17 protein-coding genes are annotated in these 20,621 nt (G+C 49.4%); 7 read left to right on the top strand and 10 right to left on the bottom strand.

Annotated features, from left to right (window positions below; genetic code table 11):
- Positions 1–90: 90 nt before the first annotated feature.
- Entirely contained in the window at positions 91–1,851 is a 1,761-nt protein-coding gene (locus IE117_RS14265) for an ABC transporter ATP-binding protein (protein WP_189565102.1), read from the bottom strand.
- A 90-nt stretch (positions 1,852–1,941) separates the two neighbouring features.
- Here IE117_RS14265 and IE117_RS14260 point away from each other — a divergent pair, with 90 nt between their 5' ends.
- Positions 1,942–2,502, top strand: a complete 561-nt coding sequence (locus tag IE117_RS14260; RefSeq protein ID WP_189565101.1) for a DUF4126 domain-containing protein — start codon at positions 1,942–1,944, stop codon at positions 2,500–2,502.
- Positions 2,503–2,506: 4 nt separating this feature from the next.
- Here IE117_RS14260 and IE117_RS14255 read toward each other — a convergent pair whose 3' ends face one another.
- A complete protein-coding gene (locus IE117_RS14255; protein ID WP_189565100.1) occupies positions 2,507–2,839 on the bottom strand; it encodes a hypothetical protein in 333 nt (110 codons plus the stop codon).
- Positions 2,840–2,913: 74 nt separating this feature from the next.
- Positions 2,914–5,151 (bottom strand): APC family permease, encoded by a 2,238-nt coding sequence (locus tag IE117_RS14250; protein ID WP_189565099.1) that lies wholly within the window; start codon positions 5,149–5,151, stop codon positions 2,914–2,916.
- Between the two features lie 146 nt (positions 5,152–5,297).
- Between IE117_RS14250 and IE117_RS14245 the strand changes: the two genes are divergently transcribed.
- The gene (locus tag IE117_RS14245; protein ID WP_189565098.1) at positions 5,298–6,686 is read left to right on the top strand and encodes an OmpA family protein; all 1,389 of its coding nucleotides are present in this window, start codon (positions 5,298–5,300) and stop codon (positions 6,684–6,686) included.
- An 85-nt stretch (positions 6,687–6,771) separates the two neighbouring features.
- On the opposite strand, the gene IE117_RS14240 is transcribed toward IE117_RS14245, so the two are convergent.
- Together IE117_RS14240 and pth are read right to left on the bottom strand one after the other, a co-directional pair.
- On the bottom strand, positions 6,772–7,248 hold the full coding sequence (locus IE117_RS14240) for a hypothetical protein (RefSeq protein ID WP_189565097.1): 477 nt from the start codon (positions 7,246–7,248) through the stop codon (positions 6,772–6,774).
- A 242-nt stretch (positions 7,249–7,490) separates the two neighbouring features.
- Positions 7,491–8,051 (bottom strand): aminoacyl-tRNA hydrolase, encoded by a 561-nt coding sequence (pth, locus tag IE117_RS14235; RefSeq protein WP_189565096.1) that lies wholly within the window; start codon positions 8,049–8,051, stop codon positions 7,491–7,493.
- Between the two features lie 133 nt (positions 8,052–8,184).
- On the opposite strand from pth, the gene pyrR reads away from it, so the two are divergent.
- From pyrR to IE117_RS14220, 3 genes are all read left to right on the top strand, one after another.
- Positions 8,185–8,724, top strand: a complete 540-nt coding sequence (pyrR, locus tag IE117_RS14230; RefSeq protein WP_189565095.1) for a bifunctional pyr operon transcriptional regulator/uracil phosphoribosyltransferase PyrR — start codon at positions 8,185–8,187, stop codon at positions 8,722–8,724.
- Between the two features lie 34 nt (positions 8,725–8,758).
- On the top strand, positions 8,759–8,986 hold the full coding sequence (locus tag IE117_RS14225; protein ID WP_189565094.1) for a DUF2905 domain-containing protein: 228 nt from the start codon (positions 8,759–8,761) through the stop codon (positions 8,984–8,986).
- Positions 8,987–9,405: 419 nt separating this feature from the next.
- Positions 9,406–10,560: a hypothetical protein gene (locus tag IE117_RS14220; protein ID WP_189565093.1), complete on the top strand. Its 1,155-nt coding sequence runs from the start codon at positions 9,406–9,408 to the stop codon at positions 10,558–10,560.
- 149 nt (positions 10,561–10,709) lie between these two features.
- Here the strand turns inward: IE117_RS14220 and IE117_RS14215 are convergent, their stop codons facing one another.
- Entirely contained in the window at positions 10,710–12,158 is a 1,449-nt protein-coding gene (locus tag IE117_RS14215) for a TlpA family protein disulfide reductase (RefSeq protein ID WP_189565092.1), read from the bottom strand.
- A gap of 76 nt (positions 12,159–12,234) precedes the next feature.
- Here IE117_RS14215 and IE117_RS14210 point away from each other — a divergent pair, with 76 nt between their 5' ends.
- Complete coding sequence (locus IE117_RS14210; protein ID WP_189565091.1) at positions 12,235–13,005, top strand: YdcF family protein; 771 nt, start codon at positions 12,235–12,237, stop codon at positions 13,003–13,005.
- Here the strand turns inward: IE117_RS14210 and pfkA are convergent.
- Entirely contained in the window at positions 13,002–13,976 is a 975-nt protein-coding gene (gene pfkA / locus IE117_RS14205) for a 6-phosphofructokinase (protein WP_189565090.1), read from the bottom strand. The two genes, IE117_RS14210 and pfkA, sit on opposite strands and share 4 nt — an antisense overlap.
- A 273-nt stretch (positions 13,977–14,249) precedes the next feature.
- Here pfkA and IE117_RS14200 point away from each other — a divergent pair, with 273 nt between their 5' ends.
- Positions 14,250–16,733: a glycosyltransferase family protein gene (locus IE117_RS14200; RefSeq protein ID WP_189565089.1), complete on the top strand. Its 2,484-nt coding sequence runs from the start codon at positions 14,250–14,252 to the stop codon at positions 16,731–16,733.
- 39 nt (positions 16,734–16,772) lie between these two features.
- Here the strand turns inward: IE117_RS14200 and IE117_RS14195 are convergent, their stop codons facing one another.
- The 3 genes from IE117_RS14195 to IE117_RS14185 form a co-directional block, all read right to left on the bottom strand.
- Positions 16,773–18,014 carry a monooxygenase gene (locus IE117_RS14195; protein WP_229580879.1) on the bottom strand — a complete coding sequence of 414 codons (1,242 nt, stop codon included), beginning with the start codon at positions 18,012–18,014 and terminating at the stop codon, positions 16,773–16,775.
- Positions 18,015–18,145: 131 nt separating this feature from the next.
- Positions 18,146–18,856 carry a hypothetical protein gene (locus tag IE117_RS14190; protein WP_189565087.1) on the bottom strand — a complete coding sequence of 237 codons (711 nt, stop codon included), beginning with the start codon at positions 18,854–18,856 and terminating at the stop codon, positions 18,146–18,148.
- 32 nt (positions 18,857–18,888) lie between these two features.
- Positions 18,889–20,592 (bottom strand): SusD/RagB family nutrient-binding outer membrane lipoprotein, encoded by a 1,704-nt coding sequence (locus IE117_RS14185; RefSeq protein WP_189565086.1) that lies wholly within the window; start codon positions 20,590–20,592, stop codon positions 18,889–18,891.
- Positions 20,593–20,621: the final 29 nt, after the last annotated feature.

Here is a 20,621-nt window from a genome sequence, read left to right as displayed (position 1 = left end):
CTCCCCATCCTGGAAGAGCCAATACTCGTATCCATTATAAATGCAGTTGAGTGTTTTGAGGTGTTGCACCATTATGATAACAACTACCCCCTACACCATTTCCTTGTACTGCATCTGGTAAAGGTTAGCATAAAAAGCTTCCAGCGCCAGAAGCTCCTCGTGCGTACCTTCTTCCTTGATTTCGCCTTTGTCCAGCACGATAATCTTGTCAGCTTCCTGGATCGTAGACAGGCGGTGAGCGATAACGATCGCCGTGCGGCCTTTCATCAACTTCTCGATAGCCTTCTGAATAAGCTCCTCTGTTTCGCTATCTACCGAGGAAGTGGCTTCGTCAAGTACCATGATTTTGGGATCATGGACCATAGCCCTGACGAAGGAAATCAGCTGGCGCTGCCCGACACTCAACGTACTACCGCGCTCCATGACATTGTACTGGTAGCCGCCCGGCAGCCGCTCAATAAACTCGTGAACGCCCACCAGCTTGGCAGCCTCCACAATTTGCTCATGCGTAATAGTGGGGTTGCCGAGCGTGATGTTATTCTCGATGGTATCGGAAAACAAAAATACATCCTGCAACACTACGCCGATGTTCCGGCGCAAAGCAGTGAGTTCGTATTCGTGAATATCCACGCCATCAATCAGGATTTCGCCTTTGTTAATATCGTAAAAACGACTCAATAGATTGATGACGGAGGACTTGCCCGCGCCCGTCGCGCCCACAAAGGCAATGGTTTCACCCTCGTTCATGTGGAAGTTGATGTTTTTCAAAACATATTCCTCCTCATTGTAGGCAAACCACACATCTTTAAATTCAACTTTCCCCCGCACGGTTTCGGGCTGGTAAGTACCATTGTTTTCGGTAAAGTCTTCACTATCGAGCAGTTTGATGATGCGGTCGGTGCTGACGATACCCATCTGAAGGGTATTGAAGCGGTCGGCCAGCTGGCGGATGGGCCGGAAAAACAATCCGATAAACATCACAAAGGCCGTCACTGTACCAAAAGTCACGTCTTGGGCCAGAATCTGCTTGGAGCCATACCACACAACCAGGCCTGTCCCGGCAGCGGCGATGACATCAGCCACAGGAAAATAAATGGAATAGTAGAGAATGGAACGGATATTGGAATCGCGGTGCGTGGCGTTGATGCGCTCGAACTTCTCGAACTCGGCGTCTTCGCTGCCGAATATCTGCACGATGTTCATGCCCGTGATATGTTCCTGTACGAACGAGTTGAGGTTGGAAACGGCGGCACGGACTTCATTGAAAGCATCCTTGATTTTTTCCTTGAAGACATAGGTACTGACCAGCATCAGCGGAATCATGGACAGGCTGATCAGCGAAAGCTTCCAGTCGGTGTAAAACATTACGGCAATAATCAGCACAAGCTGGAGGATGTCACCCGCAATGGCCGCCATGCCATCACTGAACACGTTGGATAATGTTTCGATGTCGGAAATCGTGCGAGTTACTAATCGACCAATGGGCGTCTGGTCAAAAAACTTCAGCCTTAGATTGATGATTTTCTCATAGAGCGTCACCCGCATGTCACGAATGATGTACTGCCCCAACCAGCCCGACAGATAAGTATTGACAAAAGACACCAGCCCCTGCACGACAAGCACTCCAATCATCAGGGCCATCATCAAAGCCAACTGACTGTAATCGCCGTTGGCAATGGGGGTATCGATGGTATACTTGATGAGAAGCGGAAGCAGGGGGGATAGCACCGCGCTCAGCATAATGATGCCGATAAGTCCGAAAAACTGCTTTTTGTAGGGTCCAACGAAGGTGTAAAGCCTTCGCAGAGTAGGAAGGTCAAAAATCTGACCGCTTTTTTGTTCTTGATTCACGCGTAGGTACAGTAAAGGTTTTGAGGGCTAACAAGGAAAAAGCGTGGAAAGTTGGCTTTGGGTTATGAACATTTCTTTTGCAAAGTATTTATGGAGCTTCTTCTTAGCATCGCCCTGGGCATTGGGCTGAGCGCCAGTACGGGTTTTCGCATTTTCGTTCCAGCGCTGCTGGCCAATGTGGCTTGTATGAATGGCTGGATTACACCCGCAGAAAGCTTTGCCTGGCTGGGTACCTGGACCGCTTTCTTTGCGCTGCTGAGTGCAACGGTGGTGGAAATCGGTGCCTACTACATTCCGTTCGTGGACAATCTGCTGGATACTATTGCCGCGCCGCTTTCGGTGGTAGCGGGTACTTTGCTAACTACCTCCTTTGTAGAAATTGATAATCCCGTTTTACAATGGGGTCTGGGCTTGATTGTTGGCGGAGGCACCGCCGGACTCGTGCAGGCGGGTACGAGCCTGTTGAGGGTGGGCTCGACTACCGCCACGGGCGGACTGGGTAATCCTGTATTGTCAACAGTGGAGAATGTTGCTTCGTTTGGCCTCTCGGGGCTGGCTATTTTTCTTCCCGTTCTTTCACTTGTGGCAGTAGCAAGCCTGATATGGTGGCTGTGGAGAAGGGTAAAGCGTTACAGGAAAAGGAGAGCATAATAAATTATAACTCGTCGATATTATCCGGACAGGGCTTGTCAGCAATCGTACAGCCGCTCTTTTTTATTAATAAACAACCAAAAGAATCAGATTCACATGACGCGCTGAATTTTCCCGGAGTGTCGTAGTAAATACACTTCAGGTGGACGATCTCTCCGTTGCCATTTCTCTTTAAAACTTTGATCTCCACTTTTTGAGAAAAAGATTTCAAAGCATCTTGCTCGGCTTTGGTTATTTGTTCATCGGTAAAATCCGGTGTCACCTTGATTTTTTCGGCAGTAAAACCGAAATACAAACCTGAAAATAACACTAGCAATATAACAGCAGGGCTTTTCATAATCAGAGGGATTTGAGTGTTGGAAAGTAAAAGCCGGGAGATTCTCCAATTATAAACTAGTAATAATCAAATATCTACCGAATAGACTTCGAATTCAACGTATTGACAAAAAGTACGTTGCCAATTTTGTTGTATTCCTCGAAAAATTCAATACCACGGTCCGCTTTGATGATGCTTTCGTGAAAGCCGATCAGCGTCAGGTCGGCGTCGATAGAATGCTCGTTGATTAGGTCGGAACGGCGCCGCCCCTCTTCCAGCGGCAGGACTCGGATATTTTTGGCTGAAATGGGCAGCCGGCCCGTTGAAGTGAGATCAATGAGGTTGCGATGTTCCGCTTTCAGGTTTTCTTCCTTAAAAGCTGCAAAGATTTTAATCTCTCCCTGTTCCCACTCCTTGTGGCCCAGAATGATATAGGAAAGCAGAATCATGAGGTTGGCGTTATCGATGTCCTGCCTGCCAATCCAGATGTGGATGTCCTTCCGGTAGCCAAATCCTTTGTCAGAACTACCAAGAATACATAGATCATAGCCGGCCGTTTTTAACACGCTGTAATTATCCACGATGTCGCACAGCCACTCCCGCTCTCCTTTTTTGTATTCGAACAGCATGGTGTTATTTGACTGGCCCGAAATGCCCGGTTGCTGAATGGCCTGCACGATAGCGGCTGTATTGGAAGGAGAAATCAACGTTTCCAAAAAAACATTGGACTTGCTGGCCGACGAAATTTTGATCAGTTTTTTGAGCTTGGTATCAGCCAAAGCCTTTGATTCGGTAGAGAAGTAGGCTTTTTCAAAATGGATGTACGTGCCGAATCCGTAGCGCTCCGACAACCATTTCATCATTTCCAGGGCTGAGTATCGTTCAAAAGTATCCTGCGACAGACACAGTACTGCAGGACGCCAGTCCTCTTCCCGCAGATCTTTATCCGTTTTTTGCAGAAAAACCTGAATCCTGCGACTAAATTGATGAATCACCCCCTGAAAAATACTCGCCATCCCCTTCTTCGCCTGGCTGTTACTCCCGATGTAGAAGTACAGAGCCACCATCATACCGATGGAGGCAATGGCGTACCCCGTGTTGATTTTGAACATCAGAAACACGCACATCATTGCTCCTAACAGTGATAAGAACCATTTGGATTTGAATGAGGGCCGGTAGGAAGGGTCAGCGGCGAAATGCTGCATGAAGGAGATCAGGCACAGCGAGCCATAAGTGACCATAAAAAACATCGAAATTACCTCGGCAACGGCATTCACGTCGCCCACCAGCACAAAGGCCAGGGCAATAAAACTGGTAAAAATGGTGGCATTGCGAGGCTCGTTGTTTTTCTTGCTGCCCCGTCCCAGCCAAAAGTTCACGTAGCGATTGGGAAACACTTTGTCGCCCGCAATAGCCTGAATGGTGCGTGGGGCTACCATAAAGGAACCCAGCGCTGACGAAATAGTCGCAGCGGCTAGGCCAATGGGGATGATTGGTCCCCAAAGGGCAATATCACTCATTACAAGTTGGTTACCGACCAAATCCGTAGGACTTGCCGAGGAGATCAGCTTGTAGGCAATGAATACATAGATGATCATCCCAATAACGGTAGCCGAAAGCGTTCCCAGCGGAATAGAACGCTTGGGATCGCGCAGATCTCCCGACAGGCCGACGCCCGCGGTCATGCCGGTAAAGGCGGGAAAAATGATGGCAAAAACGAAGAAAAATCCGTTTTCAGAGGTAATGTTGGTAAATAGGAACTCATTGCTGTCGAAGGTTTCGGAGTAAGGCGTACTACCCATGAAGAACAGCACGAGTGAAACGGCCAGAATGGCCACGACGACGTACAGCGCCTTCATGCCAAGCGCCGCGCCTTTGGTCACCATCAAAAGAATGAGCAACAACAGCGCTGGAATACTGAACAGGCGATTGTCATAAATGATATAGCCGAACTCCGACTCAATCCATGGTTTCACGGCTTCGAAAGATTCGGCGAAAGCGATCACGTAAAATGCTACGCTGATGGCCTGGGACAGGTATAGCGCTATGCCTATGGCTGCTCCGATATTCAGCCCAAACGACCGGGAAATAATGAAATATTCACCGCCGCCTTCGACCTTCTGGTTGGTGGCGATTTCGGCCAGAGCCATCGCGGTGGGAATCGTAACGAGGTGACCGATGAAAATGATCATAAGCGTCCCCACAAAGCCCACTGAACCCACAGCATAGCCAAAGCGCAGAAACATTACAGCTCCCAGAATGGTAGAAATGGCAGTAAGAAAAACGGGTAGTGTGCCGAAGTTTGGCTTATTAGCGGGCAAGGAGGTATTCATAGTGTAGGGCAAGACTGAATAAAGAACGAATAAATATTCGCGTTCAGTCGTTAAAAACTTTAATTTACGAATAAATTCTGCGACATATTCCCATTGCAGGCTATTTACCCTATTTTTGGCTTATGGTTTCTGTGCGGCGAGGACTTTTGATTTGCTTACTTCTTTGTGGTTGTTTTTTAATTAAAACCAATGCTCAGAAGGTATATACTTACGATTTCAGCGACGGTCTGAAAAGCTACTCCGATAGCGCCCCGGAACTCCATATTCTTGGGACTGAAGGCAAGTACATCGAAGAAGTATTGCCCGAACTAGGCAAGCAGAAGCGAACGGTGTATCAGTTCGAGGCCAATTCGGGTTTGCAGTTCAACAACCAGGAGGGCTTCAACCTGATGAGCGGCTCCTACACCGTGGAGATTTATTTTCGTCTGGACGAACTTGAAAGCTGGAAGCGGGTACTTGACTTCAAGAACCGCAAGTCGGACAATGGCTGCTACATATACGAAGGACGCCTCAATTTCTTCAATTTCGCCACCGGCGAGAAAGCCCCTGTAAAACCCAAAGAATACGTGCACTACGTTTTTTCACGCGACGCCGAGACCCACCTTATCAAGATGTACGTGGATGGCGAATCGAAGGTGGAATTCATTGATCCCGGCGATGAGGCCGTGCTGGGGCAGGAGCAGGTACTCAACTTTTTCCAGGATGATTTGGTCGCAAAGAATGAGGCCAGTCCGGGGGCCGTGGCCCTTATCCGCCTTTACGACCGGGTAATGACGCCCATATTCGTGCAACAGAGCTTTAAGCGGCTGGCCCGGACAATTTCGGAGAAGCCTCGTGTATCACAGCCGCGCGAAGTACCACCTCCCAAACCCGAAGGCAATATGCTGGAAAGGGTCGTGGTGAAAGCAATGCCTGCGGTTGAACCCGTGGAAGTCTCGGGCAAAGTGTTCAATGGTCGTACCCTGGATCGCCTTGCGGACGTGGATGTACTTGTGCGCCGCTCTACCAGCGACTCGATTATCGCCCGTTCCAAAGCCATCGACGGTAGTTATCGGTTCCAGCTGCGACCGCTCGAGACTTACCGGATCACCGCTTTGAGCCCGGGCTTCGAGGCAAAGAGCATCGTGGTGACTCCGCAAGCCGGCGGTGGCGAAACCAAAACGCTCATGAATTTGCGGGAGGAGAATTTTGATAAACCAATTTCGACACTGCCTTTTTCCCAAAGCGACTCCAGCCTTACCAGTGAAGCCCGTTCGGCTTTGGATACGCTGACAAATTTCATCAGAGAGCGTACTGATTTAAAATTCAGACTATTGGGCCATACCGATAATGTGGGAGATTTTGATAAAAACATAAGCCTCTCACAGCAGCGGGCAGTAATAGCCCGGGATTATCTGATCGGTAAAGGCATTGACGTTGATCGGGTGGAAACTAAGGGCTACGGACCGACGCGCCCGCTGGCTAGTAATAACTCAGAAGTATCCCGCCGCCAGAACCGGCGGGTAGAAGTATGGGCGGAACCTGTAAAAAGATAGAGCCACTCCAATTGGAGTGGCTCTATGCTGACTATTCCTAAACCCTTAACCTTTATTATCTTTCAGTACTTCAGTACTTTTTATTTTAGATGGCTGACTTTACATCGGCCGGAGCCACGTAAAGCGGCGTTTCAATTGCTTTTGGTGTCAGACTGTCAAGGTCAAAATTCCAGATAACCTGAATATTGTTGACCGTCTTGGTCAGATTGCGAGACCACTGTTCGGCTTTCTCGTCTTTCTGACGGTTGAGTTTTTTGGCCAGTGTCTTTGCAGCAACCGTAAAGGCTTGTTGGTCTGCAACGGACGAACTGAGTAGCTTAGACGGTGACTGACTGTATGTGGTCACAATTTTTTCTACTGTTTTCCACTCATCCTTCTTGCTAAACCGTGTCAGGTTCTCCTGAATGTACGACGAAAACTGGACTTCGGTTCCTTTGTGCAACAATTGTGCCTTGGCGCTGGTATCAGCATTCGTATTGTATGAGAAACTATCAACTGGACTTGCGCTGAGTATTACTCCCAATACTCCGGCAAAGATAAAACTAATTTTTGAACTATTCATTGTTTTGTGCTATTTTTATTTTCATGTTGTGAACGCACAAAGGTCCTTGTATAGTTCGATATTACCAAATTAGATGTAGGTACATCACAAAATATTATTTGGTATGTTATTTCTCATCTAGCCCTCAAAACCTAATTTTTGACTTGTTTTAGTTAAAATCCCAAATAACATAAAATTATCTTCTGAATTATGGCCTATTTGATACTGTCTTCAAAAAATGCAAAATTCTTTATATAGTACAATCATTGGTTGAATATATTCATGGTTTGTTGTAGCCCCAAAGTGCAAAAAGACAAAACCATATCGCCCGCCCGATCCAGAATCGCCGGAAGTTCGTCCATTTCGGGATTGGAAAACGGGGCAAGGACGTAGTCTACCTGCCGTCCACGTGGGAAATCGTTACCTACTCCAAAACGGAGGCGCGGATACTGTGCGGTCCCCAGTACCTCCTCGATGTTGCGTAATCCGTTGTGTCCACCGTGCGATCCCTTAGGCTTAAGTCGCAGTGTACCGAAGTCAAGTTGCAGTTCATCTACCACAACCAGTACGTTTTCAACCGGAATTTTGTGAGCATCCATGTAATAGCGGATCGCTTTACCACTCAGATTCATGTAAGTGGTCGGCTTGATAAAATGGATGTGCCGCCCTTTGTGTTTCCATTCGGCTGTGTAGGCGAGCCGCTCGAATGAAAACTTGAAATCATGCTGTGCAGCCAGCCGATCCAATACCATGAATCCAATGTTGTGACGAGTGAGCGCATACTCAGGGCCTATGTTTCCCAGCCCGGCAATAAGGTATTTCATAAAATGTTTCGGAAAGTCGTGGTTAAGACTTTAATTTAGCCACAAACTTAATTGAATTGATAGTTGGTAGTGGATAATGGATAATGAAAAACCCGCATTACCCATTATCCACTATCCGTTATCCACTAAATCAATGTCCCAAAAACGCCTCATTCTCAGCAGCCCTTTGCTTGAAATCATGGTTAGCCGGCTTTGTCAGCAACTAATCGAAAACCACCGCGACTTTTCACGTTCGGTGGTACTCGGACTGCAGCCTCGCGGCATTCATCTGGCCGAGCGCGTGACGGCCGAGTTACGCGAGCGTACAGGTGAAGTGATTCCGTTAGGCTACATCGATGCCAGTTTTTACCGCGACGATTTCCGGCGGCGCGACTCTCCCATCGTCCCCAGTAAAACACAGGTACCGTTTTTGATCGAGAACAAGAATGTGATTCTAATTGACGATGTGGTAGCTACTGGCCGCATGGTGCGCGCTGCCCTCGACGCCATGACCGCCTTTGGCCGTCCCGAATGCGTGGAGTTGCTGGTGCTCATAGACCGACGCTACAACCGCGATTTACCAATTGATCCTGACTATGTAGGCATGAAGGTCAACACCCTTGACAGTCAGCGGGTATTGGTGGAATGGAAAGAGCAGGGCTTTGAGGCCGACCGCATTTGGCTCGTGGATTGAGCTTTTTCTGAGTGGCAAAACATAGTAAAATACAATGACCTCCTCGACCGGTAAATACATCATCGTACTAGGCATGGCCATCGTCTTCATCGGCATTGCGATCTACTTCCTGCATGACAAGCTGCACTGGATCGGGCGACTGCCGGGTGATATCCGTATTGAGAGGGAAAACTCCCGCTTCTATTTTCCCATTACCACCATGATTCTATTCAGCCTTTTGTTGAATGTCATCATTATCTTGATCCGAAAGTTTTTTGGGTAGTTTGGTAACGGCATGCTGCTAATTCGTGATGTCCTGTACAGGGCATTGTTTTATCATTCGCTTTTCCAAAAGGACTTTATTTTTTGCATTCCCCTTTATAGGGTACATCTACTCCATAACCCATAGCATGCGCTGCTATACATTTTGTTGTCGCATCTTCTGTCGCTGCCCTTTTTCGTCAGAATGAGAGCAGCCAGAAAAAAGGAAATGAAAATTCCGATGGTATAAATCATACCGCAAAGTTAGGTTCTGAACTCATTTAAAATTTAATAAATGACCAGTGGTAAAATAATGAGAGATGTCTGATTGCTCAATTCTCTGCCAGACTTACCACACACTAACTTCTGCCCCTTCTCCCTTGTCTTTGTAGTCCATCAGCCCTATTTTGCCGGTAAATTCCAGTAAAGCCCCTCTCCGCCATGAAAAGATTACTCTCCCTATTCCTTTCCTTCTTTGTCATCCTGAGCGTAGTTGAAGGACTTCAAAGTTGTAAGTCTGCAAAAAAATCCCTGAAACGCGGTGATTACGATCAGTCGGTGCTGCTAGCCATACCCAAGGTAGATGACAATGCCAGGTCGTCTTCGGCTGAAATATTGAAAGAGGCCTACCCCCTGGCCGTTCAGCAGCACCAGGATGATTTGCGACGGAACGAAAACTCCTCTGACCCTTTCCGCCACGAACGCGCCGCGGCGACTTACACGAAGCTGAACACCCTCTACAACGCCATTCAGAATTGCGCCGCCTGCGCCCGCCTGGTCACGGCACGAAGCTACTTCGACCAGGAGCGCAATGCCCGCGACATGGCCGCCTCCGCCCGCTACGAAGCCGGGCAAAGCGCTCTTAGTAAAGGCGGACGCGAAAACGCACGAATTGCTTTTGAAAACTTTGAAATAGCCAACGAAATGGTACCCAACTACCAGGGCGCGACGCAAAAGTTGGATGAGGCCTACGAAGCAGCATCTTTCAAGGTAGTTGTGGAGCAGGTGTTGGTGACATCCCGCGCCTACCAGTTGAGCAATGCATATTTTCAGGAGCGCATCAACGAATTTCTGCAAACCAACCGGCGTCTGAACAAGTTTGTGCGTTTTTATACGCCTCAGGAAGCTACGGCTGACCAGGTGAAACCCGATCATGTTGTCACCTTACAGTTCGACGACTTTGTAGTAGGCCAGACGCTCGTGGAAAGGAACACTGAGGAAGTCACCAGCAAGGATAGCGTAAAGACAGGTGAGGTGACCGTAGATGGCAAAAAAGTACCGGTATACGGCAAGGTGAAAGCCAAGTTGAGCCGCAACCGCAAGACGGTCGTATCGCGCGGCCTCCTGGATATGCAGATTCAGGATTTCAACACGAAGAAAATCGTATTTCAGGACAAATTTCCGGGCGAGTACACCTGGGTTTCGGAATGGGGTAGCTACAACGGCGATGAGCGCGCGCTCGATGCGGCTCAACTACGTATGACTAAATCGCGCGAAACCAATCCGCCGCAGCCACAAGACCTTTTCGTGGAGTTCAGCAAGCCCATTTATAACCGACTGACGAGTAAGCTTCGGAGCTTTTATGAAAAGTATTAAGACTGGCGGTCGGCTTTCGGCGGTCGGCCGCCACAGGACACCCCGATCGACTTTGAGATGCGATTCGCTACTGGGGATTTTCGGATCAGTACTTGATTTTGCCAAACTGCCGACGATGATTTCAATGCCAAAAAGTCGGTAGCCGATAGCTAATTCGCTGCGGTACTTTTGGCTTCCTGATTCCGCAGGTAAAAATTAAAGAAATCGTCCAGCTGCTCGATGGGCATCTTGCGGGCAATGATCTTTTTGTTTTTATCCAAAACGTAAATCGTGGGCGTTGTATAGACATCGTATTCCGTGCGAAAGTCGTGTTTATACGTATAATCAAAGCCGTTCGACAGTTCCTCGAGCTTGTAGTCCTTAATGAACTTCTTCCAGTCTTCGGGGCTTTGGTCGGTTGCAATGGTCAGCACCTTGGCTCCTTTCGCCTTATTGGTGTCATAAAACTCCTTCAACTTCGGGGCTGCGTCCTTACAATGGCCACAGGTGGGGGAGTAAAAGAACAGAACCGTGTAATCTGCCTTGATGCCATGAATACTGACCGGCTTTTTGTCGGGATCCGACAGCGTCAGGTTAGGAATGACCTGATTCACCAACAGGGGCTTCATGCTGGCAACCCGCTCACCAATGCGCTTTACGGCATCTTCCGATACCTCCATTTGACCAGAGAGGTAGTATTTTTCGGCCATATGAACGAAAACCCCCTCGGTTCCCACCACTTTGGGATTTTCGTATTCACTCGTAATGTAGTAGACGATCTGCGATTTCAGCTCTTTGTTTCCCGCTTTAGCGGCTTTCTGAATCAGCGCGTCGGCGTCTTTATTGACCGAGTCGGGGACCTGCACGATCAGCTCTTTTACGTAGCGCTCCAACTTGGGCTGCAGAAACGGCGTCCGTAACAGGCGCTCGTCGGCGAAGTCGAAATTATCCCAGAAATGATTTTTGTAGTAGTTAAAAACCCACACCGAATCTTTACGACCATTGGCCAGCAGAGGCGCAGGCGGAACTTCGGGTTCCATCGTCACCTTGAAAAGCTTAGCAGTGAAAGTGTCGGCGTGATCCTCAAAGAACTTCTTCTGGTAGTCGGTAAATTTCTGCTGCAGATCATTGAGCTTCTTATTGACCAATGCAGCACTCACTTGGTCAGATTTTAGCTTTTTTTCAAGATTAAGCGCATTGCTTTCTTCCATGATTTTGCCAAGCTCCTGTTGGTATTCATAGAATATTTGGTTTTCCTCAGAACCTTTAACAACCATGCTTTTTACAATGCTGCTGGTGTCGGTTTGCAAGGAAAAATCAGTTTCCTTACCGGAATACACCAGTTGCACGAGCTTTTGCTGGCCCGGGAGCAGGATGAGGTACAAGCCACCCGGCAGGTTTTCTTTTCCTTCGAACACCATGAGCCCGTTGGCATCAGAGCGAGCCGTGTCTTTGGCTATGAACTGCTGACCATTGTACTTGTAGTGTCCAAGAATGGCCGTCGTATCCTGTAGTCCTTTTAGGTTGGCTTCGATCCGGTAGCCCTGCGCTATGGCCGACTCTCCGGAAAAGAAAGTCAACAGCACTGCGCCCATCACTGCTAATAGTCCTTTTTTCATACTTTTATCCTTTCGGTCAATCTTGTTTTTGGCAAATCTACTTTCAAAACGATACAAACCTTCCCCTCGTACCCGAATGTTCTTCTTTCTGTCCAAGACTATTGATTTCATCCTAATGCCCGTAGGCATTCTGTTTTTCCTGCTGGTTTATGCCTACCTGACCAAAAACCGAACCAACTCCCGCCGCACCATCCTTTTCGTCCTGCTTTCATTCTTTGTCCTTTGCAATACATACCTGGTCACCAAGGCTTTCCAATGGTGGGAATATCCACCCAAGGACCTCACCGAAGTACCACCGGGCTACGAGGTGGGCGTCGTCCTGACGGGGGGGATGGTTCGCATGGCCAATGCGAGTATCGACCATCCAGGCCTGGGCAAACACGCCGATCGGCTTCTGCAGGCTTTTCTGCTGTACAAAGCAGGTAAAATAAAAAAAATTCTCATCAGCGGCGGCGGTACTCAAGCAGTGATGATCAAGCGCGACGACGGTTATCAGTCAGCCCTGCTCCTGAAGAAGTGGGGCATACCGGAGAATGACATTATTCTGGAAAACAAGTCACTAAATACCAGACAAAATGCCCTTTTCTCCGCAGAGGTGCTGCAAAGTCGGTTTCCTGATGGAAAGTACCTGCTTATTACCTCCTCATTCCACTTGCGGCGGGCTGTTGGCTGCTTTACCAAAGTCGGGCTGAAAGTTGACACCTTCCCTACCGATATCTACGGCATCGAACTGCTGCCCCGCCTGCGCGACATCATCCGGCCCGACCCCGAGGTATTCGGTTACGCTCACCTGCTATGGCGCGAATGGGTCGGGTACGTTACTTATAGGATGATGGGATACTGTTAGATACTCAATATCTTCACCATCCTGAGCATATCTTCGTTGATGGGCTTAGGTAGCCGGATCGTGTCTTCAAAAGGCGTGTATACCAGATCGTCATTGATGATTCCAGCCATCACGTTTTTCTGTCCGGCCATTAAGCCTTCCAAAGCGCCGAGTCCCAAGCGGCTCGCCAGGATGCGGTCGCGGGCCGAAGGCGAACCGCCGCGCTGAATGTGCCCGAGCGTCGTAACCCTGATATCTACATCCACATTGACCTGCGCCTTGATTTTATTGGCTATTTCGGTGGCGTTCCCCTCTTCTTCGCCCTCGGAAACCACCACAATGGATGAAGATTTGGAGCGACTCCAGCCCTGCCGAAGGGTGTCCACAACGGTTGAGAGCGGCGTAAGTACTTCCGGGACCATCACAACCTCAGCCCCACCTGCTATGCCTGACTGGATGGCGATGTAGCCCGAGTCGCGGCCCATCACTTCAATAAAAAACACCCGGTCGTGTGAGCTTGCCGTATCCCGGATTCGGTCGATGGCATCCAAAGCGGTATTGACTGCGGTATCAAATCCTATGGTGTAATCGGTGCCGTAAAGATCATTATCGATTGTGCCGGGTGCCCCTACCGTAGGGATTCCGAACTCCCGCTCAAAAATCATGGCTCCGGTGAATGTACCGTTCCCACCAATTGCCACCAGACCTTCTATGCCATTTTCCACGAGCGCCTTGTGGGCTTTCTCCCGGCCTTCAATGGTCATAAACTCCTTACTGCGGGCAGATTTGAGGATAGTACCCCCTCGTTGAACTATATTACTGACTGAGTGCGAAGACATTTCGTACATATCTCCGGCAATCATGCCACTATATCCTTTTCTTATGCCAAAAACTTCAATTCCGTGGTAAACGGCTCCCCGTACGACGGCCCTGATGCACGCGTTCATGCCAGGTGCGTCGCCACCGGAGGTAAATACTGCAATTCTTTTCATGTAGGTTGATCGGGTTGTTGCTATTGTATGATGTGTGTGAGGAGTGGTGAAAAATTCTTCACTTTCGATCGAAAGCCGCAAATTTATTGGGTAATTTATATAAATGGCTCAAGAATTAAGCCTTTTCAGATTAAAAAGTTCAACGGCCGTTCCGCCGATGGTAGTTCAAACATACACCATTCCTTCTATATTTGTGGACAGTTAATCAAAATTTAACGTACCCAGTTAGCTTTGGCAGCCGCTTGGTGGCTGTCCGGCAGAATCCAATAATCGATGAAAAAAACCTTCACCTGGCAGCGTATCTGGCCGCATCTGGCAGTCATTGTTGGCTTTGCCATTTTATCCCTGAGCTACTCCTCTCCCGTTCTGAATGGCAAGCGCCTGAATCAATATGACGACGTGCAGGCGAGCGGTGCAGCCCGCGAAGTTTTTGAATACGAGAAAAAAACGGGTGAATGGTCTTCGTGGACCAACAGCATGTTCGGGGGGATGCCCACCTATCTGATTGCCGGCAATTATCCTACCAGTATTTCCACGACTCTGGGCCGTCTGGCCAATCAAATACTTCCGGCCCCAGCCAATTACTTCCTGATTACGATGGTTTCCGCCTACCTGCTTTTACTGGTGTTGGGAGCCAATTTGTGGCTGGCGGCTTTTGGGGCCATTGCCTACGCATTCGGCTCTTACCTTACTACGAGTCTGGAAGCGGGCCACGTCTCCAAAATTCTGGCGCTTGCCTACGCACCGGGTGTCATCGCAGGCGTATTGTTGGCTTTCCGCAAAAACTGGCTGGTCGGGTCGGCGGTCATGGCACTATTTCTGGGACTTGAACTCTACGCCAACCATATACAGATCACCTACTACCTGGGCATTGGCTTAGTCGTCCTGGTAGTTTTGGAAAGTGTCTCCTACTTTAAAGCTGGGCGCATTCCGCAGCTGGTACTTATACTGGCGGGCTTAGGAATCGGCGGGCTCGTAGCACTGGGTACACACTCTACCCGCCTTTGGAATGCCTACGACTACACGAAGGAAACCATTCGCGGGAAGTCGGAACTCAGTCCGTTAGCAGAAACGAATGCTGCGGCATCCCCCGAGCAGGATGGTCTGGACAAAGAATATGCCTTTCAATACAGCTACGGTGTCGTCGAAACGCTCACACTACTTATTCCGAACCTCTACGGTGGCCCTTCACAAGGCGCGCTCGACAGCAAATCCGAAACCTACAAAATCCTGGTGAACCGTGGCGTAGACGCGGCCAATGCGGCCAACTTTGTGCAGGCACTGCCGCTATATTGGGGAACGCAGTACAGCACGGGGGGGCCAGCTTATGCAGGGGCCATTGTTTTCTTTCTCTTTATTCTGGGGTTATTTATTGTCAAAGGCCCAATAAAATGGTGGGTAGCGGGGGTAACAGTCCTTTACATCGTATGGGCGTGGGGAAAAAACTTTGCGGGGCTCAACTACCTGTTTTTCGACTATTTCCCGATGTTTAACAAGTTCCGGGCGGTCACGATGGTGTTGTCACTGGCGCACTTGCTCATTATTGTGCTGGCGGTAGCTGCCCTGAGGAATATTGTGCAACGCAAGTACACTTTTGAGGAAATTTCCCGGCCATTCCTCATTACCCTGGGGCTGACGGCGGGGCTTTGCCTGGTTCTGGCGGTCATGCCCACTTTGTTTTTTAGTTTTCGCGGAGAAAACGACCCACAGTTTGTCGAGAGTCTGGCGCAAAGCAGTCAGAATCCGGCATTTGCGCAGGATATTATGAATGCAATTGTGCAGGACCGCGCCGGCATGATGCGGGGCGACGCTCTGCGCTCTGCGCTCTTCATTCTCCTGGCCGCCGGACTAATCTGGCTCTGGATGAAAGAAAAAATTAAAGCCGCCGTGCTATATCCGTCCCTGCTGCTATTGGTCATCATCGATATGTTCGGCATCAGCAAGCGCTACCTCAACAACGACGACTTCGTGAGTAAACAGGCTGCGCAGGCTCAGCTTTCGCCTTCGCCCGCCGACCAGCAAATCCTGCAAGACCCCGACCCTAACTACCGGGTACTTGATGTGGTACGTAACACATTCAACAACGCCGAGGCCTCGTATTTTCACAAATCCATCGGTGGTTATCACGGAGCCAAGTTGCGCCGCTATCAGGAACTCATTGAGCGGCAGATCGCCAAGGCGAACCCCAACCCCGGTATCCTGAATATGCTTAACACCAAGTACATTCTTACGCGCGACCAGCAAGGCAACCCCGCCGTACAGCAGAATCCTGACGCCCTGGGCCATGCCTGGTTCGTAGACGATTACAAGATCGTCCCTGACGCCGACGCCGAGATGAGTGCTTTGGATACCATTCAACCGCGTCGTACTGCGGTTGTGGACAAGCGTTTCGCCACAGCGTTGGAAGGACTGACTATCCGGCCTGACAGCGCCAACGCCATTACACTCACCAGCTACAAACCAAATGAACTGGTGTACGAAAGCAACGCCAAGGGCGAGCAACTGGCCGTTTTTTCTGAAATTTATTATAACGTCCGCGATGATTGGAAAGTAACCATTGACGATCAACCCGCACCACTCCTTCGGGCCAACTACGTTCTCCGAGCCCTGCGTGTCCCGGCGGGCAAGCACACGATCACGTTCAAATTTGATCCGGTTTCAGTTAGTTCAGGGCGGACAATCGATCTGATCAGTTCGATTTTATTGGTTGCATTGTTTATCGGGGCGGTTTTCGTTACGGTAAGGAAGGATGGGTAAAGGCCTGTGTCGCGCTTTCTGTTGCGCTGAGTGCTGCCTCTATTTTTTCGTATCCCCTTCCCTTGCCGGGACATAATACAGCACCAGGTTCATCATCTCGCTCGTAGAATCCCAACCGTACGTCACCTCACGGGCGGGTTGGTTGGGATTCTCGGGATTTTGCGAGGTATTGTCATAGGTGGCTTCGGCAATAATGGTAGAGCCCCTGGGCAAGTGCAGCAGTTCTCTGAACTGGTAGGTCATCTGCCAGTTGTAGTCCCATTCATCTATTTTCACGAGCGGAATCAGCTCTCCGCCCGCAGTAATCGCAAATGCCCGGAATGTCTTGCCCAGGAAGTGCATATGGGGAAGAACAGAAATCAGCGAAACATCCTGTTGCGTGGGACCATAGCTCATATAAAAAGTCGGCTTAGTTTCGGCAGGAAGTACAAAAGGCTGATTCGTTATGTCGCTCTCGGTTAATGTCAACGTGCGTACCTCCCGCTCTACGGAAGCGGAATCCGTGAGGTAGAAGCGGACGCCCGATCGGTCCTGCTCGTCAATGGAAGACGGCGCATAGTGCATATTCAGCAACAGGTCGGTACCTGCGCGTATGCGCTTGGCCGTACCGCGTGGAAAGTCGATGCGGTCATTTCCCGGTACCCAGCCGTAAAGAAATTGTTCTTCTAACGGCGTTTTCTGAAATTCAGCTACCCGTGGATCGGCTTCGGCCATGCCGTCGATCCCACGCATGGTACGGGTGGTATCAGTCATCAGACGACTGTGATGCAACACTTTACGGTTCCCCACCTTAAACTCGATAGCTTTGACATAAACGTCTTTTTCAAGATGAGTCGGGAGATTAAAATACCTGAAATCTTCCTTTCCAGTACCTTTTACCTCATAAGAATTAGCCATATCGAATTCCAGCCAAGAAGTACCGACCAGTGTGGGTTCCAATTTGCCGGCCCGCTTCTCTGCTATCGATTTTTTTGAAACTTTCCCTGGCTTGGCTCCCTGCTTAACCCATTCCCCAATGGTGTTTATCTCTTCCGCGGTCAGTCCACGTTCGTTGGCATAGCGCTGGAAGCTGAGGTCGGCGCGGAAGGGTGGCATGTAGCGGCTGTCAGTTACCTTGGCGATGAACTTGGCGCGTTTGGCTACGTTTTCATAAGTCGTGAGCGGAAAAGGTCCAATTCCGCCCACATGATGACATTCGACGCAGTTGTTTTGCAGGATAGGTGCCACATCAGCGTAGTAAGTGATTTTCTTTTGGGAAAAACACCAAGATGAAATCAGCAAGAAAATTCCGAGTAAACGCAAATTCATAGCCGGGCTTTCGAGTCAGATTTTGTTTCCAATAAAAATACAAAAAAGAGCGAGCCTTATGGCCCGCTCTTGCAAAATGTGCGATAGTGAAGAGCAACCAGCGGCTAGCGCACTCTGGTTACGATACGACAGTTGGCACCCACGAATTCTTCGCAAACAGAAGGACTCCAGCTTTTGTACACCAGGCCATTCTCACCGTATAGTTTCCAGGTGACTTCGATATCGTCGCCCGTAACCGCGATGACCCGGTTACGGAATGGAATGTCACGGTCGCCCAAAAAGGGAGATGCGGTGGTTCTTTTGGGGTTAGAGGTAAAAACACTTACCTCGCCCTTGCCATCCCCGTAATCGAACTTCGAGTCTTTCAGTAGATCATACACTTTCGAAGCATCGACCGTAAAATTGTTCGACTCATACATGCCTGCCGGGGTGATGGTGGTGAGTAATTTGCCCTCGCCACCATGCTTGGCAACAACCTTGTTACCGTCCTTGTCCACGTAGTTTTCGGCCAACTTTACATAAAGTTCGATCTTGTTGACCACTACCTTTTTGTCAAATGAGGACCAGGAAATGGTAGCTGGAACGCTTGTGAAGCCGGGCTTCACGGTCAGAAAATCGGTTCCCAGTTTCTGGGTCTGGCCCTTTGTCAGATCGAAGGGATCTTTCTGAGGCTTTCCGCCCACCAGGAAGGTACCGAAACCATTGGCATTCCCTTCGGGAGTCAGGTTGGGGCTCAGGTCAGGATCTTCGCAGGACATCATCACGCCTACGCCCAACAGGAGCGAAAGCGCAGCTATTCTGTTTAATTTTTTCATAATTTATGTGTTAAAAAAGTCTTTTGTCTCGATTAAAACTTGAACTTCAGCATGTCCCAGAAAATGGCGCCCGCCGGGCTGTCAAAAGCAGGAACGGCGTTACCCTGTGGCGCATTCTGATTCAGAGAGGTCTCCTGCTGGGGCTGTGGCAGCCGCAGTGGGAAATTGCGAATACGTTGGATCGGGATCTGTAAGTCATTAGGGTAACCCGTACGGCGGAAAGCATTATAAATTTCGTAGCCGTTGCCCAAATTCGAGAACCAGGCCTGTTTCAAGGCCACGTTAAGTTTTTGGCTGGCGTTGGGCGCCTCATCAAATTTATCAAGGTACAGCTTGACGTACTTGTCAATGGCAGCCGCAGTGGGAGCAACGGCAGCGGGGTCTGAAGCCATGCCGAGAGCCACAACTTTGGCAATCTGCTCACGCATTGCTTTCTCGAAAGCGGCTTTCGCATCCCCTGCAACACCCAGCATCAGGATCGCCTCGATTTGGTAGTACTTTGTCATCCAGCTGGTAATGATGGGCTGAATTCCGTCACCTGCAAATCGAGCACCCGTCCCCCCCGTCTTGGAGGCAGTTGGCACATCGTAGGAACCAGCCGCAGGATACGCACCCGGCGAGAGTCTAAAGTCCACATCGGCCGGAACCCCAGAAATATCACCCCGGTCACGACCGAAGAAACCAGCCAGGTAGGCGCGGTCAGCCGCTGTGAATGTTTTGCCCTTATCAGTATAAAGTGTTTTGATAACTTGCGGGTTTGCTATCAGATAGGCGTAAGTACAACCCGCAATCTGCGAACAAGGAATCGTGGAAGCATCGGTGGGATCCTCAGGGTTGAAAATCTTACTCGTTTGCCGTTTAAAATAAAACGGCGTACGGGGATCATCGTCGCGCAACATTTCCACAACAGGCTGGTGCAGGAAATACGTGAAGGCGCTATTGGACGCTACGTAAGCATTCCGATACCAGGGGTGACGTCCATCGGGGGCCGCGATTTTATTGTATTTGAATACAAAGTCATCTGCGGCAGAGGTGATGTAATCGCCCTCGTCCAAGATGGCCTTGATCTGCGCTGTCTTAGCGGCAGGATCGACTAAACGGGAGTTGATCAACAACCGAAGTTTCACCGTTTTGGCCAATTTGCGCCAGCGCGTGACGTTGCCAGCATAAAAAAGGTCACCGTTCAGAGATACCGAAGTTGGCTTGGCCAGATTAACTACGGCATTATCACACAACTTAATCAGATCGGTGTAGATGGCCTGATCATCGTCGAACTTCGGGTTGATAATCGATGCTTCATATCCGCCTGCAAAAGCTTCGGAGTAGGGTACATCGCCAAACATATCCACGAAGTTGCCGAAGAAATAGGCTTTCATCACCTGAGCCACGCCCAGATAATTCGTAACCTGGTCCCGCTCGGCACTCACAATCATTTCTTCCAGATCCTTCATGGGTCCGGAATAGAAACTATTCCAGGTTCCATTGTAAGAAGTGAAAGTCAGATCGTAGGTATCTCCACTCGCCAACCAGCCCATGAAACCGTGGGTATTATTGTTGAGTGCTTCAAAATAGCCCACAGCCCCAAGCTGTGCAGAAGGCAGCAGCAGCGCGTAATCGGCGCTGGTAGGGTTATTGGGGTCGGTATTGACGTCCAGATCGAAGAGGCTGCAACTGCCCAAGGACACAAGCAGTCCCAGAGTCAGCAGCCATTTGTATGTATTTTTAAGTATGTTCATTTTTCTTAAAATCAGATTTTGATTATTAG

Source organism: Persicitalea jodogahamensis (assembly GCF_014651615.1).
Lineage (GTDB): Bacteria > Bacteroidota > Bacteroidia > Cytophagales > Spirosomataceae > Persicitalea > Persicitalea jodogahamensis.
Note: the sequence above shows the minus strand (reverse complement) of the source record. Positions and strands in the feature narration are given on the sequence as shown.

Bases quoted from the DNA above. Each gene is read 5' to 3' on its own strand.
- IE117_RS14255 (WP_189565100.1), bottom strand. From the start codon at position 2,839: ATGAAAAGCCCTGCTGTTATATTGCTAGTGTTATTTTCAGGTTTGTAT.
- IE117_RS14260 (WP_189565101.1), top strand. From the start codon at position 1,942: ATGGAGCTTCTTCTTAGCATCGCCCTGGGCATTGGGCTGAGCGCCAGT.
- IE117_RS14210 (WP_189565091.1), top strand. From the start codon at position 12,235: ATGTTCTTCTTTCTGTCCAAGACTATTGATTTCATCCTAATGCCCGTA.
- IE117_RS14220 (WP_189565093.1), top strand. From the start codon at position 9,406: ATGAAAAGATTACTCTCCCTATTCCTTTCCTTCTTTGTCATCCTGAGC.
- IE117_RS14200 (WP_189565089.1), top strand. From the start codon at position 14,250: ATGAAAAAAACCTTCACCTGGCAGCGTATCTGGCCGCATCTGGCAGTC.
- pfkA (WP_189565090.1), bottom strand. From the start codon at position 13,976: ATGAAAAGAATTGCAGTATTTACCTCCGGTGGCGACGCACCTGGCATG.
- IE117_RS14225 (WP_189565094.1), top strand. From the start codon at position 8,759: ATGACCTCCTCGACCGGTAAATACATCATCGTACTAGGCATGGCCATC.
- IE117_RS14240 (WP_189565097.1), bottom strand. From the start codon at position 7,248: ATGAATAGTTCAAAAATTAGTTTTATCTTTGCCGGAGTATTGGGAGTA.
- IE117_RS14215 (WP_189565092.1), bottom strand. From the start codon at position 12,158: ATGAAAAAAGGACTATTAGCAGTGATGGGCGCAGTGCTGTTGACTTTC.
- IE117_RS14250 (WP_189565099.1), bottom strand. From the start codon at position 5,151: ATGAATACCTCCTTGCCCGCTAATAAGCCAAACTTCGGCACACTACCC.
- pyrR (WP_189565095.1), top strand. From the start codon at position 8,185: ATGTCCCAAAAACGCCTCATTCTCAGCAGCCCTTTGCTTGAAATCATG.
- IE117_RS14185 (WP_189565086.1), bottom strand. From the start codon at position 20,592: ATGAACATACTTAAAAATACATACAAATGGCTGCTGACTCTGGGACTG.
- IE117_RS14190 (WP_189565087.1), bottom strand. From the start codon at position 18,856: ATGAAAAAATTAAACAGAATAGCTGCGCTTTCGCTCCTGTTGGGCGTA.
- pth (WP_189565096.1), bottom strand. From the start codon at position 8,051: ATGAAATACCTTATTGCCGGGCTGGGAAACATAGGCCCTGAGTATGCG.